The 15,862-nt window shown below is 70.1% G+C and carries 15 protein-coding genes; 10 read left to right on the top strand and 5 right to left on the bottom strand.

Translation table 11 applies throughout. The annotated features are described in order from the left end of the window. Window positions 1-793: 793 nt before the first annotated feature. From MTQ12_RS13230 to MTQ12_RS13215, 4 genes are read left to right on the top strand one after another with little or no spacing between them, the layout of a single operon-like run. Complete coding sequence (locus tag MTQ12_RS13230; protein ID WP_247618979.1) at window positions 794-1,609, top strand: crotonase/enoyl-CoA hydratase family protein; 816 nt, start codon at window positions 794-796, stop codon at window positions 1,607-1,609. Beyond that, window positions 1,609-2,478, top strand: a complete 870-nt coding sequence (locus tag MTQ12_RS13225) for an SDR family oxidoreductase (RefSeq protein ID WP_247618978.1) — start codon at window positions 1,609-1,611, stop codon at window positions 2,476-2,478. The genes MTQ12_RS13230 and MTQ12_RS13225 overlap by 1 nt, the downstream gene beginning before the upstream one ends. Before the next feature lie 49 nt (window positions 2,479-2,527). After that, window positions 2,528-3,067 carry a sigma-70 family RNA polymerase sigma factor gene (locus MTQ12_RS13220; protein ID WP_247618977.1) on the top strand — a complete coding sequence of 180 codons (540 nt, stop codon included), beginning with the start codon at window positions 2,528-2,530 and terminating at the stop codon, window positions 3,065-3,067. Next, window positions 3,064-3,792: a methylated-DNA--[protein]-cysteine S-methyltransferase gene (locus MTQ12_RS13215; RefSeq protein WP_247618976.1), complete on the top strand. Its 729-nt coding sequence runs from the start codon at window positions 3,064-3,066 to the stop codon at window positions 3,790-3,792. Before MTQ12_RS13220 ends, MTQ12_RS13215 begins: the two co-directional genes overlap by 4 nt. A 94-nt stretch (window positions 3,793-3,886) precedes the next feature. On the opposite strand, the gene MTQ12_RS13210 is transcribed toward MTQ12_RS13215, so the two are convergent. The 3 genes from MTQ12_RS13210 to MTQ12_RS13200 form a co-directional block, all read right to left on the bottom strand. Then, entirely contained in the window at window positions 3,887-5,068 is a 1,182-nt protein-coding gene (locus tag MTQ12_RS13210; RefSeq protein ID WP_247618975.1) for an AMP-binding protein, read from the bottom strand. Window positions 5,069-5,359: 291 nt separating this feature from the next. Next, window positions 5,360-6,064 (bottom strand): NUDIX hydrolase, encoded by a 705-nt coding sequence (locus MTQ12_RS13205; RefSeq protein ID WP_247618974.1) that lies wholly within the window; start codon window positions 6,062-6,064, stop codon window positions 5,360-5,362. Window positions 6,065-6,301: 237 nt separating this feature from the next. Next, window positions 6,302-7,240, bottom strand: coding sequence for a CoA ester lyase (locus MTQ12_RS13200; protein ID WP_247618973.1), 939 nt, complete (start codon window positions 7,238-7,240; stop codon window positions 6,302-6,304). Between the two features lie 174 nt (window positions 7,241-7,414). Between MTQ12_RS13200 and MTQ12_RS13195 the strand changes: the two genes are divergently transcribed. From MTQ12_RS13195 to cls, 5 genes are all read left to right on the top strand, one after another. Beyond that, window positions 7,415-7,873 carry a MaoC family dehydratase gene (locus MTQ12_RS13195; RefSeq protein WP_265809287.1) on the top strand — a complete coding sequence of 153 codons (459 nt, stop codon included), beginning with the start codon at window positions 7,415-7,417 and terminating at the stop codon, window positions 7,871-7,873. 133 nt (window positions 7,874-8,006) lie between these two features. Continuing rightward, window positions 8,007-9,164: an acyl-CoA dehydrogenase family protein gene (locus MTQ12_RS13190; RefSeq protein ID WP_137318692.1), complete on the top strand. Its 1,158-nt coding sequence runs from the start codon at window positions 8,007-8,009 to the stop codon at window positions 9,162-9,164. A 2-nt stretch (window positions 9,165-9,166) separates the two neighbouring features. After that, window positions 9,167-9,931, top strand: a complete 765-nt coding sequence (locus MTQ12_RS13185) for an enoyl-CoA hydratase-related protein (RefSeq protein ID WP_137318693.1) — start codon at window positions 9,167-9,169, stop codon at window positions 9,929-9,931. Window positions 9,932-10,072: 141 nt separating this feature from the next. Beyond that, on the top strand, window positions 10,073-10,816 hold the full coding sequence (fabG, locus tag MTQ12_RS13180) for a 3-oxoacyl-ACP reductase FabG (protein ID WP_137318694.1): 744 nt from the start codon (window positions 10,073-10,075) through the stop codon (window positions 10,814-10,816). 251 nt (window positions 10,817-11,067) lie between these two features. After that, window positions 11,068-12,555 (top strand): cardiolipin synthase, encoded by a 1,488-nt coding sequence (gene cls / locus MTQ12_RS13175; RefSeq protein ID WP_247618972.1) that lies wholly within the window; start codon window positions 11,068-11,070, stop codon window positions 12,553-12,555. 140 nt (window positions 12,556-12,695) lie between these two features. Here the strand turns inward: cls and MTQ12_RS13170 are convergent, their stop codons facing one another. Both MTQ12_RS13170 and MTQ12_RS13165 read right to left on the bottom strand, forming a co-directional pair. Next, complete coding sequence (locus MTQ12_RS13170; protein WP_247618971.1) at window positions 12,696-13,340, bottom strand: hypothetical protein; 645 nt, start codon at window positions 13,338-13,340, stop codon at window positions 12,696-12,698. A gap of 104 nt (window positions 13,341-13,444) precedes the next feature. Then, entirely contained in the window at window positions 13,445-14,581 is a 1,137-nt protein-coding gene (locus MTQ12_RS13165; protein WP_247618970.1) for a YihY/virulence factor BrkB family protein, read from the bottom strand. A gap of 113 nt (window positions 14,582-14,694) precedes the next feature. Between MTQ12_RS13165 and MTQ12_RS13160 the strand changes: the two genes are divergently transcribed. Next, window positions 14,695-15,858 (top strand): sugar phosphate nucleotidyltransferase, encoded by a 1,164-nt coding sequence (locus MTQ12_RS13160; protein ID WP_247618969.1) that lies wholly within the window; start codon window positions 14,695-14,697, stop codon window positions 15,856-15,858. Window positions 15,859-15,862 lie beyond the last annotated feature (4 nt).

Here is a 15,862-nt window from a genome sequence, read left to right as displayed (position 1 = left end):
GAAGAGCACCTCGATCTGCGCACGTTCCGTCACTGTCAATCTGGGTCCAGGCACCTCGATCACCCACGATCATCAAAGCCATCCCCGCCACTCAGGGACACCGTTGCAACAACCGTATGAAACCACCGACGCGAATCCGCACGTTTGTGCAATCTCAAGCCGCGTCACCCGCTGCGCTCTCGCGCCTTCGCTGCCAGCCCCTCGGCTCCTCGGTCGAAGTCATCGTCCCGGTGTCATGGATGCACGGTTCCCGAGGCGGTGCAGGCGGGTGCGCGCCCTGGTGGGTGCAGTCCGGTGGGGGCATGTCATTCGACGGTGCGGATCCTCCGGCCAGATGATCATGCATCATTCAGAGAAGAATACTGAAATCCTGCGAAATGTCCCCAGGGGCTGGGTGTGCGCGACGTCCGGCTCCGATCTCGAATCGCTCGCTGTGCTTATCCTTCTATCTGTTGCACCTCTGGAGGCGAATACGACATCACACTCCAGACCATGCCTCCGCTCCTCACGGCATTCGCGATCGTTACCTTCGTACCGTTCTTCTCCACGGCCTTCATCGGCTGATCTATAGAGTGCAATTTCCGAAGGTTCCACGCACAGGAACCTTCGGAAATTGCACTCTGATCGGTCACTACGGGGCGGGTGCACGGATCGGGGGAGTCGACCCGATTCGCACCCACCTCTTAACGATCGTTCGGTTTCGGTTTAAGATCGGAGAGTGCGCCGCAGTGCCGCGCGATCGGATGCGCGTCGCTGATCACCTGCCACTCACCTGTCACTGCGAAGGAGCATGATGACCGAGACCGCATCCCACGGGACCGTGACCCTGACGATCGAGGACCGCCTCGCCCGCGTCGAGCTCAACCGTCCCGACACGCTTAACTCCCTCACCCGCGAGGTCTTCGAGGACCTCGTCGAGATCGGCACGCGACTGCAGGGCGACGATTCCGTCGCCGCGGTCGTGCTCACCGGCAAGGGGCGCGCGTTCTGCGCCGGCCTCGACCTCGGCGAGTTCGGCAAGATGAAGTCGGGGGAGAAGAACCCTGCTGTGGCCCTCGGGGAGCGGCTGGGCTCGGCCCGTGCGATCGCGCAGCAGGCCGTGCACATCTGGCAGCTGCTCGAGGTGCCCGTCATCGCCGGCGTCCAGGGCGTCGCATTCGGCGGCGGACTGCAGATCGCGATGGGCGCCGACGTGCGGATCATGGCACCCGACACCAAGCTGTCGATGATGGAGATCAACTGGGGCCTCGCCCCGGACATGTGCGGGACCCAGCTGCTGCCGCGGCTCGTCGGCCCCTCCCGGGCGAAGCTGCTGATCTTCACCGGCGAGGTCTTCTCCGGCGCCCGGGCCGGGGAGATCGGGCTCGCCGACGAGGTCGTCGACGACCCGGTCGAGCGCGCGCTCGAGGTGGGCCGCGCCATCGCCGACAAGTCCCGCACCGCGCTGGTGAGATCGAAGATGCTCATCGACCTCGCCGCCACCGCGGACCTCGCCGAGGGATTCGACGCGGAGCAGGAGGTCATCGCCGAGCTCATGGGCGGGCCCGAGCAGATCGAGGCCGTCGACAAGCGACTCGCCGCTCTCGCCGCACGCAAGGGAGCGCAGTGATGACCGGCCGGCAGGGGACCGCGCCGCACGGCGCCGAGTCCGCCCATGACCCGATCGGGCACCTGTCCTCCGATCTCCTCGCCGGGCAGGTCGCCTTCATCACCGGCGGCGGATCCGGCATCAACCTCGGCATCGCCAAGGCCTTCGCCCGATGCGGTGCCGCGGTCGCGATCTGCGGCCGGACCGAGGAGAAGCTCGCCGCCGCCGCCGAGGAGCTCGCCGCGCTCGGTGCAAAGGTCGCCTACCGGGCCGCGGACGTGCGCGACATGGACGCCCTCCAGGCGTCCATGGACCATGCCGCCGCCGAACTCGGCGACATCAGCATCGCGGTCGCCGGTGCCGCCGGGAACTTCTTCGCGAAGGCGGAGGAGATGAGCTCCAACGCCTTCCGCACCGTCGTCGACATCGACCTCATGGGCGCCTATCACACGGCCCGCTGCGCATTCCCGTACCTCCAGCGCACCCGCGGCTCGATCCTCTTCATCTCCGCCTCCCAGGCCTTCAAGGCCACCCGCTACCAGGCGCACGTCGGGGCCGCGAAGGCCGGCATCGAGATGCTCATGAAGGATCTCGCGGTGGAATGGGGCCGGCACGGGATCCGCTCGAACTCCCTGGTCCCCGGCCCGGTGTCCGGCACCGAGGGGATGTCGCGGCTGGCCGGGCCGACCGGCGACGACATGTGGAAGAAGGCGGTGCCGCTGGGCCGCTACGCGGAGAAGGAGGAGATCGGGGCGATGGCCGCGGTGCTCTCCGGACCGCTCGGCGCCTACGTCACCGGCGCGCAGTTCCTCGTCGACGGCGGGCTCTCCCAGGTGGGCTCCGGGGAGATCTCCGACGCGGTGGGCCGCGCGCTGTTCGGCGAGGAGTGAGAAACCTCCCCACCGACCTCACGTTCCGGGCCTCCCGAACGTCTGCAGGATGATGAAGAAGCCACCGTTCGACGAGCTCGTCCGCACGCACTCGGTGCGGATCCTGCGGTTCTGCCGGTCCATGCACGCGCAGCCGGTGGACGCCGAGGACGCCTATTCCGAGGCGTTCCTCGCCGCGCTGCGCGGATACGCATCCCTGCCCGAGGACGCCAACCTCGAGGCCTGGCTCATCACCATCGCACGCCATGCCTGCATCGACGTGCACCGGCGCAACGCGCGGCGGGCGGTCCCCGTCGAGCAGCTGCCGGAGCCGGTGGGCACCGGGCCGGGCGGCACCTGGTCGGGCGGCTTCTCGCTCGGCGGCCGGCCGGAGAACCCCGGCCGGGGGAGCGAGGGCGAGATCGACGTGTTCGCTCTGCTGTGGCGGCTCACCGACCGGCAGCGGGAGGCGGTCGCCTACCACCACGTGTGGGGACTGCCCTACGCCGAGGTCGCTGCCCAGGTCGGCGGCACACCGGCGGCCGCCCGCCGTGCGGCGGCGGACGGGATCGCTGCACTGCGGCGGATGATCGAGGAGGAGAGACCATGACCCGCGCACCACTCATGACGCGCACCGTGACCACGACCCCGGGACCACCCGAGGGATTCGCATCGGCCGGGCTCGGCTCGCAGCCGGGTCCCGGAACAGGGGGCGCCGTTCCGGAGGACCGGCTCTCCGGACCCGCGTCGGCGCTCGAGGAATCGATGGTGGCTGCCCTCAACGCCGAGGTCCTCGCCCGCGGTGACGCCACCGGGCTCGTCGATGCCGCCTACACCCTGATGCCCTCACCCATGGGCGAACTCGTCGTCGTCGTCACCGACCGCGGCCTGCTCCGGATCGGCTTCGACACCGAGGAGCTCTCCGCCGTACTCGCCGAGGTCGCCGAGGCGGTCGGACCCGTGGTCGTCGAGGACAGCGGGATGACCCGGACGGTGGTGGCGGAGCTCGGGGAGTACTTCGCGGGGGAGCGGAGGTCCTTCGACATCGCCCTCGACCTCCGACTCACCCGGGGCTTCCGGGCCGAGGTCCAGCAGGCGCTCGCCGACATCCCCTTCGGGAGCACGATGAGCTATGCGGAGATGGCTGCGCATCTGGGGAACCCGAAGGCGGTGCGGGCCGTCGGCACGGCGTGCGCGAAGAACCCGATCCCGCTCATCCTTCCGTGCCACCGGATCGTCCGCAGCGACGGCAGCTTCGGGAACTACCGCGGCGGCCACGACCGGAAGCAGTGGGTGCTCGACTTCGAGGCGGGATCCCTGCCGCTGACCGGCTGACCGGCTGGCCCCGTGACCGGGCGGCCTGCCGCTGACCTGGCGGCCGGATCCCCGCCTCGCTCGTGACCGGGGCTCCGGCGCGAGCCGGCCCGGCTCAGAGACCGGCGGGAACGGCGACGGCGGCGTCGGGCGCGGCGAGGGCCCATGTCGTGCCGACTGCGGGGTCCGACGCGACGGGTCCGATGCGCACGCCGGTGCGCGCTGCGAGGCGATCGAGATCCTCACCGGCAGACTCATCATCCTCACCGGCAAACTCATCGCCGAGCACTTCGCGGGCCCGGTCCGCGGTCAGGCACGTGTGCGTCACCGCGTGGGTGCGCACTTGCTCGAGCCAGGCTGCGGGAGCGAAGCGAGCGGCGAGCACCACGGTGGCGCCTGCGGTGATCACGGCGGTGAGCTCGCGCGCCTGAGCGGCGAGGGTGTGGAGATCGCCGGTGATGAGCCAGCGGTGGTCCTGGCCGAGCCCGGCGGCGGCCGCTGCCTCGTGCGCTTCGCTGAGGCCGTCGGCATGGGTGAGGAGGTGCGCCCCTGCTGCGGTCGGGTCGTGAGCCGATTCAGCGCCGACGACGATGCTCAGCGCACCGGCCGGGAGTGCTCGGATCGGTACGGACTCGGGCAGGGAGCCGGCGGCCGCGGCGGTGGGACCGCAGGGCCGGGGACGCTCGGCTGCCCGGGAGCCCGCGGCGGGGCGGGGCGGGTGTCCGGATCGACCCGCGCTGTCGCGGCGTCGGACGGCGCCGAAGACGGGCCCGGGGGTGAAGAGCGGGGAGCCCGCCAGGGTGTCGGGCTCGTCCTCGGACACCTCGATGACGGGGAACTCCGGGGTTGCGGAGCGGCTGACCGCGTTGCGGTAGGTCCAGCGACGCCGGAGGCCGACGATCCCGAGCACGGGGTGGGTGCCGGAGAGCTCCCGGAGCAGGGCGGGCACCTCGGCCTCGGGATCGCTCGCCACGGTGACGGCGCCGAGCGAGGCGCAGGCGAGCCAGCTCATGATGAAGGCCGGCGAGCTCGCGAGATTGAGGTGGACCGCGGTGCCCGGTGCGACGCCGAGCGCCCGGAAGCGCTGTGCGGTGAGCCCGACGAGCTGGGCGAACTGGCGGTACGACCACGTGTTCGAGTCACCGGTGCCGGTGATGAAGGTGAGGAACGGAGCGGTGCCACGGCAGGCGACCGCCCGGGACCACACCGCGCCGAGGTCCGCCGCGGGGCCGGAGGACCCGCTCGGTGCGAAGGATTCAGGTGCGGAGGAGTCGAGTGCAGGCGGCGCAGGACGCACGGGTGTCGCAAGGGGCGTCGGCGGGGCCGATGAGGTGGAGGTCGAGGAATCGGAGAAGTGAGCCTGGGGCGAAGAATGCACCTGCGACCCTTTCGCGCTGGTGTGATGTGGATCTCATTGAGGGTATCAGTGCAGGTTGTGCGCCCCGTGGCCTGCGGCTCGGACGGCGCTGAGATTTCACCGTCCGTCCGCTGTGCGGCCATGTGGGCGCACAGCAGGCCGATGACAGGTGAGGGTCGGTGCTCCTGGGGTGGGGCCCGCCGGGTGGGGCTGGGCCGTGCCCCACCCGGGTCAGCCGTGCTTGCCGGGCATCACCGGGCGCACCGGCTCGATGCCGCGCTCGGCGGCCATGAGTGCCTCGACGCTGCCGAAGGAGTGCACCTCGTTGAGGAGGACGAGGGTCGGACGCATGAGCTTGAGCCGCTCGGCGGCCTCCTCGGCGAGGATGTGCTCGACATTCATCCACTCGGAGTTCGTCGCCTCCGTGGTCTGGTGCCGCAGATCGCCGATCTCGTCGCCGCGCGCCACGTAGAAGTACGTGTCGAAGCGGCGGGTGCGCCCGGGAGGGGTGATCCAGTTGGCCCAGGGCTTGAGCGCGGTGGTCGCGATTGTGGCCCCGGCCTCCTCGCCCACCTCGCGCTGCGCGGTCGCGATGAGCGCCTTCGCGAACTCCGGCTCGGCGCCGAGCTCGGTCTTCGCCCAGGCGCGGACGTGAGCGTCGAGCACCTCCCCGGGCACCTCGAGCGCAGCGGCCATCTCGTGATCCTGCGGATCCACCCGACCGCCGGGATAGACGAGCACGCCGGCGGCGAAGTCCATGGTCGTCACCCGATGCTGGACGAAGACCTCGAGGCCGTCCGCGGTATCGCGGGCCACGATGACGCTCACCGCGGGCTTGACCGGCATCTCGACCCCGGGCGAGGCGAGATTGCTCTTGAGAGATGTGCCCACGCGGTCGGAGCGATCATGTCCTTCGTCGTGCAGGTCGCGCACCATTCATCCACCTTCGGCTCAGCCGGCTCCGCCGCTCGGGCTGCTCCGCTGCAGGTGCGGGCCGGACGTGTCTTCTCCGTACTGTACCGGCGCCGTGATCCAGGTCACGCGCGGGTCCGGCATCCGGGCAGTCAGCACTGACCGGAAGGACTGCGGCGGACTGTTCGGTGCTCCGGCGCGGTGCTCCAGCCCAGTGCTCCAGCCCAGTGCCCCGGCCCAGTGCCCGGTTCGGCGCCCGGTTCAGCGTCCGGCGCGGGCGACGATGCGCTGGGCGCGCTTGAGCACCGGCGCATCGACCATCGCGCCGTCGACGTTGACCGCGGCCCCGCCGGCGGCCTCGGCGGCGTCGACCACACGGCGGGCCCAGGTGACGTCCTCGGCGGAATCGCCGAACTCGGCGTCGATCGCGGCGAGCTGACGGGGGTGGATCGCGAGCTTCCCGGCGAAGCCGAGCGCCCGACCGCGCTGCGCAGAGGCCTCGGTCGCCCCGTCCGTGGAGATGTCCGCGCACGGGCCGTCGATCGGCCCGGGCATGCCGAACGCGCGGGCGGCCATGACGACCCGGGAGCGCGCATGGAGCAGCTCGGTCTCCTCGGGTCCGACGATCGCGTCGAGCTCGAGGCCGAGGTCGTAGTTGCCGAACGCGAACCGGTGCACCGAATGGGCCCGGGCCAGGGATTCGGCGGCGACGATGCCGCGCGGGGTCTCGAGCAGGCCGATGAAGTACGGCGCGGCCACGCCGTGCTGGGTGAAGCGCTGGCGGATCTCGTGGACGGGGTCCTCGGACTCGCACTTGGGGATCATCACCCCGAACGGGCACTGCGCGTAGTGTCCCGAGCGTTCGGCGGCGACGGTGCTCAAGCGGGACGCGACCGCCGCCAGGGTGCTGACGTCGGGGGCGAACCATTCGGTGTCGGCGGAGTTGATCCGCACCACGACCGCGGTGTCCGAGCCGGCGCCGGTCCACTCGCCCTCCGACAGCCAGGCGGCGACGGAATCCCGCGCGGTCGCCTTGTCCTCGGGGGCGACCGCGTCCTCGAGGTCGATGATGACCGCGTGTGCGCCGGAGGCGAGCGCCTTGGCGAAGCGGTCCGGTCGCGTGGCGGGCACGAAGAGCAGGGTCTGGGCGACATCGAGGCTGCGCGGGGCTGCAGCGTCCGACCGGGCGGTGTCCGCCATGGGATGTCCTTCGAAGAAGTCCGGGGCAGTACTACCGAAGTTCACTCTAGCGGGTTAGACTGTTGCAGAAAACACAAAAAGTCCGGCGCGATTGATGCAGTTTGAGGTAAGAATCACCGAGGGCCGCACGCACCCGGACACCCCTCCACACCGCACAGAAGGAGACGCGCAATGGTGCGAGAATTCCAGGGAATCGCAGAGCTCGAGAAGCACCTCGGGCAGGAGCTCGGCACGAGCGACTGGGTCACCGTCGACCAGGAGCGGATCAACACCTTCGCCGATGCCACAGGCGACCACCAGTGGATCCACATCGACGAGGAGCGCGCCAAGGCCGGGCCGTTCGGCGGCACGATCGCCCACGGCTTCCTCACCCTCTCCCTGCTGCCGCTGCTCGGCGCCGAGGTGATGAACGTGACCGGCATGAAGATGAAGATCAACTACGGCCTCAACAAGGTCCGCTTCCCCAAGCCCGTGCCGGCCGGTGCCAAGGTGCGCGACGTCGTCACCCTCAAGGAGATCGTCCGCAAGAGCTCGGGCATCCAGGTCGTCATGGACCACGTCATCGAGATCGAGGGCTCGGACCGCCCGGCCTGCATCGCCGAGGCCGTCACCCTCATGGTCGAGGACGACTGAGCTCCTCCCGCCGTCCCGTCGGCGCCGTTCGGCCCAGCCTTCGGCGCCGACGGCCCTGCGCCATCGACATCCCGGCAGACCGCCGGAACCCCGCCCGGCATCACCTGCCGCCGTCACCGAGAGAAAGCAGATCATGGACGATTCCGATCTCAAGCACATCCTGTCCACCGTCCGCGAGTTCGTCCGCGAGCAGGTGATCCCCCGTGAACTCGAGATCGAGGACACGGACGAGATCCCCAAGGAGATCCGTGTCGCGGCCGCGGAGATGGGCCTGTTCGGCTGGGCGATCCCGGAGGAGTTCGGCGGCCTCGGCCTCAACGCCTACCAGGACGCGAAGCTCTCCTTCGAGCTCGGCTACACCACCCCGTCCTTCCGCTCGCTGTTCGGCACGAACAACGGCATCGCCGGCCAGGTGCTCGTCAACTACGGCACCGACGAGCAGAAGCAGGAGTGGCTGCCGCGGATCGCCTCGGGCGAGGTCGTCGCCTCCTTCGCGCTCACCGAGCCCGACGCCGGCTCCGACCCGTCCGGCCTGACCACCAAGGCGGTCAAGGACGGTGACGACTACGTCATCAACGGTGCCAAGCGCTTCATCACCAACGCCGCGCTGTCCGACGTCCTCATGGTCTTCGCCCGCACCAACCCGGAGGCCAAGGGCAGCAAGGGCATCTCCGTGTTCCTCGTGCCCACCGATTCCCCCGGCGTCACCGTCGGCCCGCACGACAAGAAGATGGGCCAGGCCGGCGCCTGGACCTCGGAGATCTTCTTCGACGACGTCCGCGTGCCCTCGAAGTACCTCATCGGCGGCGAGGAGGAGGTCGGCTTCAAGGCGGCCATGGCCTCGCTCAACAAGGGTCGTCTCCACATCGCCGCGATGTGCGTCGGCCAGGCCACCCGCATCCTCGACGATTCGGTCGAGCACGCGAAGGTCGCCAAGCAGGGCGGCACCGCGATCGGTGAGTTCCAGCTCGTGCAGGCGCTCCTCGCAGAGTCCTACGCGGAGCTCTCCGCCGCGCGTGAGATGGTGCTCGCCGCCGCCCGCCGCTGGGACGAGGGCACCGACAAGAAGCTCGGCCCGAGCTCCTGCAAGCTCTTCGCCTCCGAGATGCTCGGCCGCGTCGCCGACCGCGGCGTCCAGGTGTTCGGCGGGATGGGCTACATGCGCGAGACCTCGGTCGAGCGATTCTACCGCCACGCCCGCCTGTTCCGGATCTACGAGGGCACCTCCGAGATCCAGAAGCTCGTCATCGCCCGCCAGATGCTCAAGGGCGCCCACCTCGAGGGCCGCTGAGCATGAGCCTCATCCGCACGGAGCTCGCCGCCGGGATCCTCACGATCACGCTCGACGAGCCGGCCCGCCGCAACCCGCTGAGCGCGGACATGCGCGCGGAGATCTCCGCCGTGCTGTTCCCGCTGCCGGCGGAGGTGCGGGCGGTCGTCTTCACCGGTGCCGACTCCGTGTTCTCCGCCGGCGGCGACCTCGCCTCGATGCCGCCGGAGAGCCCCGAGGCCAGTGACGAGCGGATGGTGGCCGTGGCCGACTTCATCCGCCTCGTCGCCGGCCTGCCGGTCGTCACCGTCGCCGCGGTGGAGAAGGCCGCGGCCGGTGCCTCGGTCGGCCTCGCCTGCGCCTGCGACGTCATCGTCGCCGGGCGCAGCGCACAGTTCCTCCTGCCGTTCACGCGCCTGGGGATCGTGCCCGACGGCGGGCTCCTCGCCCTGCTGCCGGCGCGCGTCGGCCTGGCCCGGGCGCGGCGCCTGATGATCGCCGGGGACCCGGTCCGGGCCGAGGACGGCGCCGCCTACGGGCTCGTCGACCACCTCGTCGAGGACGGCGCCGCGCTGAGCACCGCCGCCGAGGTGGCCGCCCGCCTGGCTGCCCGGGCGCCGGGCTCCGTGCGGGCGATCAAGCAGGCGCTGTCCGTCGGCGCGCCGAGCCTCGAGGAGGCCTTCGCGGCCGAGGCGGCGGGGCAGCGTGCGCTGTTCTTCACCGCCGACTTCCGCGAGGGCAAGGCGGCGTTCTTCGACAAACGCTCCCCGGAGTTCACCGGGGAGTGAGCCCGCCGGGCCCGGCGGGTCGCGACCGCAGCGGTCGGCGCGCCGCCCGCACGGGTCCGTGCACCGCTGGCCGCACCGGTTCCCGTCACCCCGTCCACCGCATCATCATCACGTCCGCACCACCGATCGAAGGAGTACATCATGGGTCTGCTCGAAGGCCGCACCGCCGTCATCACCGGCGCCGCTCAGGGGCTGGGCTACGCCATCGCGGAGACGCTCGTCGCCGAGGGCGCCAACGCCGTCCTCGGAGACCTCAACGACGAGGCCGTCGTCGCGGCCGCTGAGAAGCTCGGCGTGGGCGACCGCGCCGTCGGCCTGGCCTGCAACGTCGTCGACCTCGGCCAGGTGGAGGCGCTGTGCGCGCTCGCGCAGGAGAAGTTCGGCGCCGTCGACGTCATGGTCAACAACGCCGGCATCACCCGCGACGCGACCATGCGCAAGATGACCGAGGAGCAGTTCGACCAGGTCATCGCCGTGCACCTGCGCGGCACCTGGAACGGGCTCAAGACCGCCTCGGGCATCATGCGCGACCAGGAGAAGGGCGGCTCGATCATCAACGTGTCCTCGATCTCCGGCAAGGTCGGCATGCTCGGCCAGACGAACTACTCCGCGGCCAAGGCCGGCATCGTCGGCATGACGAAGGCCGCCGCCAAGGAGGTCGGTTTCAAGAACGTGCGCGTCAACGCCATCCAGCCCGGCTTCATCAACACCGCGATGACAGCCGCGATGCGCCAGGACGTCATCGACGCGAAGCTCGCCGAGATCCCGATGGGCCGCGCCGGCGAGCCGAGCGAGGTCGCCTCGGTCGTGCTGTTCCTCGCCTCGGACATGTCCTCCTACATGTCGGGCACCGTGCTCGAGATCGCCGGCGGCCGCCACATCTGAGCACCGCCCGGCCGCGCCCACGCAGCGCAGCCGGGATGCACCGCACGTCGACCTGCCGTTCGTGCTCGAGATCCGCACCGGATCTCGAGCACGAACGGCAGGTCGACGGCGTTCCGGCCGGAACAGGAGCGCCGGACGCGGTGCCGGAGCGGACGGGCGGGCCCCGGGAGCGGGCGGGGACGTAGGATGAGAGGATCACGGCGCGCTCCCAGCAGGGACCCGGCGCCGCATCTGCGAGAGAACGACGGCCTGTGGAATCCTTCATCATCTTCCCCTTCGACGCGCGGTGGCCCACGTGGGTCCTCGTGACGCTCGTCGCGATCGATGCGGTCATCCGGATCGTCGCGCTCGGCTGGGTGCCCTACCGCCGCAAGCCCTCGGTGGCGCTCGGCTGGCTGCTCGCGATCTTCTTCATCCCCTACGTCGGCATCCTCGCGTTCCTCATGTTCGGCTCCGCGAAGCTGCCGCACAGCCGCCGTGCCCAGCAGCGCGAGGTCAACGAGCTCATCCGCAGCCGCACCGACGAGGAGGCGATCCTCGGCCGGGAGGACCACCTGAGCGAGGCGCTCGTCACCTCCGCGCAGCTCAACTACCGGCTCGGTGCCCTGCCGATGACCCACGGCAACGACTTCACCCTCGAGCCGGACAACCACCAGTGCATGCTCGACATGGCCGCCGAGGTGGACCGGGCCACCGACTACGTCCACTTCGAGTTCTACATCGTCGCCATCGACGAGGCGACCCGCCCCCTCCTCGACGCGCTGCTCGCCGCCCACGCCCGCGGGGTCAAGGTGCGGATCCTCATCGACCACGTCGGCTCGCTCGGCTATCCCGGGTACGCGGAGCTCGTCAAGATGCTCAACGCTTCCGGGGTGAGCTGGCGCCGGTGCCTGCCGGTCCGCCCGTGGAAGCTCGAGTACCAGCGGCCCGACCTCCGCAACCACCGCAAGATCCTCGTCGTCGACGGCACCGTGGCCTACACCGGCTCGCAGAACGTCATCCACCGCACGTACAACAAGCGCAAGAACCTCAAGAAGGGCTTCGAGTGGAAGGACCTGTCGGTGCGGTGCACCGGCCCGGTCGTCGCCGAGCTCAACGCGGTGTTCGCCTCCGACTGGTACTCCGAGACCGGAGTCATGCTCACCGAGGAGTTCGACTCCGAGGTCGAATCGCCCTACGACGGCGGGATCATGGCGCAGGTGGTACCGAGCGGACCGGGGTTCGAGCTCGAGAACAACCTCCGCCTGTTCAACCACCTGATCTACAACGCCAACCACACCGTGGTGGTGTGCTCGCCGTACTTCGTCCCGGACGAGTCGCTCATGCACGCGCTCGTCACCGAATCGCTGTCCGGCGTGGACGTGCGGCTCTACGTCGGCGCGACGAGCGACCACGCGATCGCGCAGAAGGCCCAGGAGTCGTACTACGACGAGCTCGTCGACGCCGGGGTGCGGATCTTCCAGTACCACGCACCCACGGTGCTCCACTCGAAGTTCCTCCTCATCGACGACGAGGTCACGCTCATCGGCTCCTCGAACATGGACGAGCGGTCCTTCGCGATGAACATGGAGGTCACCCTGTTCATCGTCGATGAGGACTTCACCGACCGGATGTACCGCCTCGAGGTCGACGACTATCGTGCGAACTCCGTGGAGCTCGACGTGGAGGCCTGGCGTCAGCGCTCGCTCGGCCGGAAGTACCTCGAGAGCCTGTGCCGGCTCACGAGCTCCCTGCTCTAGCACCGTCGGTCTGCCGAGAACGCACGAGGCCCCGCACACCTTCTGGTGCACGGGGCCTCGTGTTGCTCGCCGAGCAGTGCGGAGAGCGCTGGGCGCTCAGCGGGCTCAGAGCGCTGCGCAGCGTCAGATGCGCGGGTCTCTCAGTTCGAGGCGCCGGTGGTCGGACCCTCGGCCTCGAGCGGGGTCGAGGGGTCCGAGATCGAGTCGTCGAGGATGACGGCGTCGGACGAGGTGCCCGCGGTCTTGCCGGAGGCGCTCGCCTTGCCGGCGCCGCCGGACGTGCCGGTGGCCTTCGACGAGGGCTCGGTGACGGATCCGCCCGCGGCGGCCTTCGACCCGGCCTCGACGCCGGTGTCCTGCTGGGCCTGCGCGGACGGGTCGGCGACGCTGCCGGCGGCCGGCGTGGCGGCGGCGGCGGCCTTCGCCTCGGCGTCCTTCTTCGCGTCGAGGTCGTCTGCGCCGGCAGCGGCGCTCTTCTCCGCCTTCTTCTGCTCGCGGTTGGTCTTGACGTCGTCGACCTTGTGCTGCACCGCACCGACGGCGGATCCGGCGGCGGACTGCACCTTGCCGGCCACCTCGGGAGCCTTCTCCTTGACGCGGTCGGCGACGATCGGCGCCTGCTCCTTGACGGTGTCGGTCGCCTTGGTCACCGAGTCCTGGACGCGGGGGTCCTGCCACCACTCCTCGACCTGGGCCTTGAGCTTCTCGTAGCTCTGGCGGCCGGCGCGCGAACCGAGCACGAACCCGACTCCGACGCCGGCGAGAAGAATGAGTCGCTTCTTCATGGTCCCTCCCTGGGGTCAGCGCCCTGATCGGCGCATGGTTATCACGGCAAGCATCCTTGCTCCGCGCGATCGTGCGCGAGAGCGCCTGCCGGTTCGGTGCCAGTCTATACCGGCAGGGAGTTCTCGTCCCCGTCGGTGGCTCCGCGGGATTCCCGCAGTGCCCGGCCCTTGCGCTGGAAGCGGGCCTGCACCTGGGCGTCGTCGATGATCTTCTTCGTCGACCGCGGCGGGAGCTGGATGGTGTCCTCGGCGAGGACCCCGGCCTGGAGCTGCCGGGCGCGCTCGATCTCCGAGTCGAACTCCGCGCCGAACAGCAGCGCCATGTTCGTCAGCCACAGCCAGAACAGGAAGATCAGCACCCCGGCGAACGCCCCGTAGGTCGAGTCGAAGCCGCCGAGCACCACGGCGTAGAGGTAGAGGCCGGCGGTGAGGACCGCCCAGGCGAACAGTGCGACGAGCGCGCCGATCGTCGAGAGCACGAACTTCGCGCGGCGCACGTTGCTCGTCCCGGCATAGAGGAGGGTGATGAGGAGGAGGGTGAGGATCGCGGCGAGCGGGAACCGGCCCCACGCCCAGATCGTGGTGAGGGTCTCGTCGAGGCCGAACGGGGCGACGATCGTGGACGAGCCGAGCAGGCACAGGAGGATCGCGACGACGAGCGTGATCGCGACGATCGTCACGAGGTAGGTCTGGAGGAACCGGACCCAGCTCGAACGGCCCTCGGCCATCCCGTAGACGTCGTTGATCGCGGCGCCGAAGGCGCGCACGAACTTGCTCGCCGACCACAGCGAGGCGAGGATGCCGAGCCCGAACGCGGCCCCGCCGCCGGGGGACTCCGCGAGGTCGAGGAGCGGCTGCTCGAGCTGCTGGAGGCTGCCCTCGCCGGACACCTGGGACAGCCAGTCCATCACCGCGGTCACCGTCTGCTGGCCCTGGCCGAACACGTTGAGGATCGAGAGCACGGCGACGATCGCCGGGAGCAGCGCGAGCATGAAGTAGAAGGAGAGCGTGGCGGCGGTGTTCTGCCGCCGGTTGTGCTTGAACTGGTGGACCGTGCGGGCCCACGCGTACTTCCACGAGGCCTTGGTCAGTCGGTGGGGCGAGGCATCGGCGGTGCTGCCGGTGTGCCGGCGGTCGGACTCGGAATGCTGATGCCCGGACGCGCTCCGGCCCGGGTTCGGGCCGCCGGCGGCGTCCTGGCGGGTATCCTGGCGCGGGTCCTGCTTCGACTGGGTGCTCACAGGGAAAGTCTAGGCGACTTCACGGGGCCGGAGAGCCGGTGCACGCCGGTTCCGCGCTCTAGGATGGGACGGGTTCCGACAAGGCATGTTCCTCATGAAGGGTGGTCCCTCCCGTGCGCATCCCCCGCATCCTCGCACTCGTCCTCGCCGGCGGCAAGGGCAGCCGGCTCGAGAGCCTGACGCAGGACCAGCCCAAGCCCACCCTGCCGATCGGCGGCACGTACACACTCATCGACATCGCGCTGAGCAATCTCGCGCACTCCCACATCCGCGACGTCTGGATGGTCGAGCAGTTCCAGCCGCACAAGCTCAACCTCTACATCGACAACGGGCGGCCGTGGGACCTCGACCGCACGCACGGCGGGCTCGTCGTCACCCCGCCGTTCGAGGGCGGGGAGGGGGAGGGATTCGCGCAGGGCAATGCGGACTCCCTGGCCCGCCAGCTCGACGCGATGAGGGAGTTCGCACCCGAGCACGTGCTCGTCCTCAGCGCCGACCACCTCTACAACCTCAACTTCCTCGACGTCTACGACACCCACCTGCAGCACGGGGCGGACCTCACCATGGTCACCACCCATCAGGACGGCGACGCCTCGCGCTACGGGGTGGTCGAGATCGGGCCGGAGCGCCGGATCACGAGCTTCGAGTACAAGCCGGAGGGCGCCCGCGACACCTACGTCACGACGGAGATCTTCCTCTACCGGGCCGAGGCGCTGTTCGAGGCGCTCGAGGAGCTGCTCGAGGAGAACGGGCAGCTCTCCGACTACGGCGACGAGCTCATCCCGCACTTCCTCGCCGAGCGCACCGTGGTGTCCCACGACCTCGGCGGGTACTGGATGGACCTCGGCACGCTCCAGTCGTACTGGACGACGAACCTCCAGCTCATCGATGGTGAGGCGATCGACCTCCACCGCCCCGACTGGCCGCTGTGGTCCGCGCAGCCCCAGCGGCTGCCGGCGTACCTCGGCGGGTCGGCGCAGGCGCACCGGGCGTTCATCAGCGCCGGGGCCGAGGTGCACGGCGGCGTGGAGCACTCCGTCGTCGGCATCGACTGCCGGATCGAGGCCGGAGCCGAGGTGCGCGACTCGGTCCTCCTCGACGGCGCCGTGGTCGAATCCGGGGTGCGGCTGCGCAACTGCATCGTCGCGCCCGGCGCGCGCATCGCCGCCGGACCGGACCGCGGCGGCGAGGGCGTGCTCACCCTCATCGGCCACGACGGCACGATCGACAAGCGCGTCCCCCTCGACGACTCCGCCCCGCTCCCGACGCTGAGCTGACACT

This window comes from Brevibacterium sp. R8603A2, assembly GCF_023072605.1.
In the GTDB taxonomy this organism is placed as follows: domain Bacteria; phylum Actinomycetota; class Actinomycetes; order Actinomycetales; family Brevibacteriaceae; genus Brevibacterium; species Brevibacterium pityocampae.
The sequence above is the reverse complement of the archived record's forward strand: the minus strand, read 5'-3'. Positions and strand labels throughout refer to the sequence as shown.

Bases quoted from the DNA above. Each gene is read 5' to 3' on its own strand.
- MTQ12_RS13230 (WP_247618979.1), top strand. From the start codon at position 794: ATGACCGAGACCGCATCCCACGGGACCGTGACCCTGACGATCGAGGAC.
- MTQ12_RS13225 (WP_247618978.1), top strand. From the start codon at position 1,609: ATGACCGGCCGGCAGGGGACCGCGCCGCACGGCGCCGAGTCCGCCCAT.
- MTQ12_RS13220 (WP_247618977.1), top strand. From the start codon at position 2,528: ATGATGAAGAAGCCACCGTTCGACGAGCTCGTCCGCACGCACTCGGTG.
- MTQ12_RS13215 (WP_247618976.1), top strand. From the start codon at position 3,064: ATGACCCGCGCACCACTCATGACGCGCACCGTGACCACGACCCCGGGA.
- MTQ12_RS13205 (WP_247618974.1), bottom strand. From the start codon at position 6,064: ATGGTGCGCGACCTGCACGACGAAGGACATGATCGCTCCGACCGCGTG.
- MTQ12_RS13200 (WP_247618973.1), bottom strand. From the start codon at position 7,240: ATGGCGGACACCGCCCGGTCGGACGCTGCAGCCCCGCGCAGCCTCGAT.
- MTQ12_RS13190 (WP_137318692.1), top strand. From the start codon at position 8,007: ATGGACGATTCCGATCTCAAGCACATCCTGTCCACCGTCCGCGAGTTC.
- MTQ12_RS13185 (WP_137318693.1), top strand. From the start codon at position 9,167: ATGAGCCTCATCCGCACGGAGCTCGCCGCCGGGATCCTCACGATCACG.
- fabG (WP_137318694.1), top strand. From the start codon at position 10,073: ATGGGTCTGCTCGAAGGCCGCACCGCCGTCATCACCGGCGCCGCTCAG.
- MTQ12_RS13170 (WP_247618971.1), bottom strand. From the start codon at position 13,340: ATGAAGAAGCGACTCATTCTTCTCGCCGGCGTCGGAGTCGGGTTCGTG.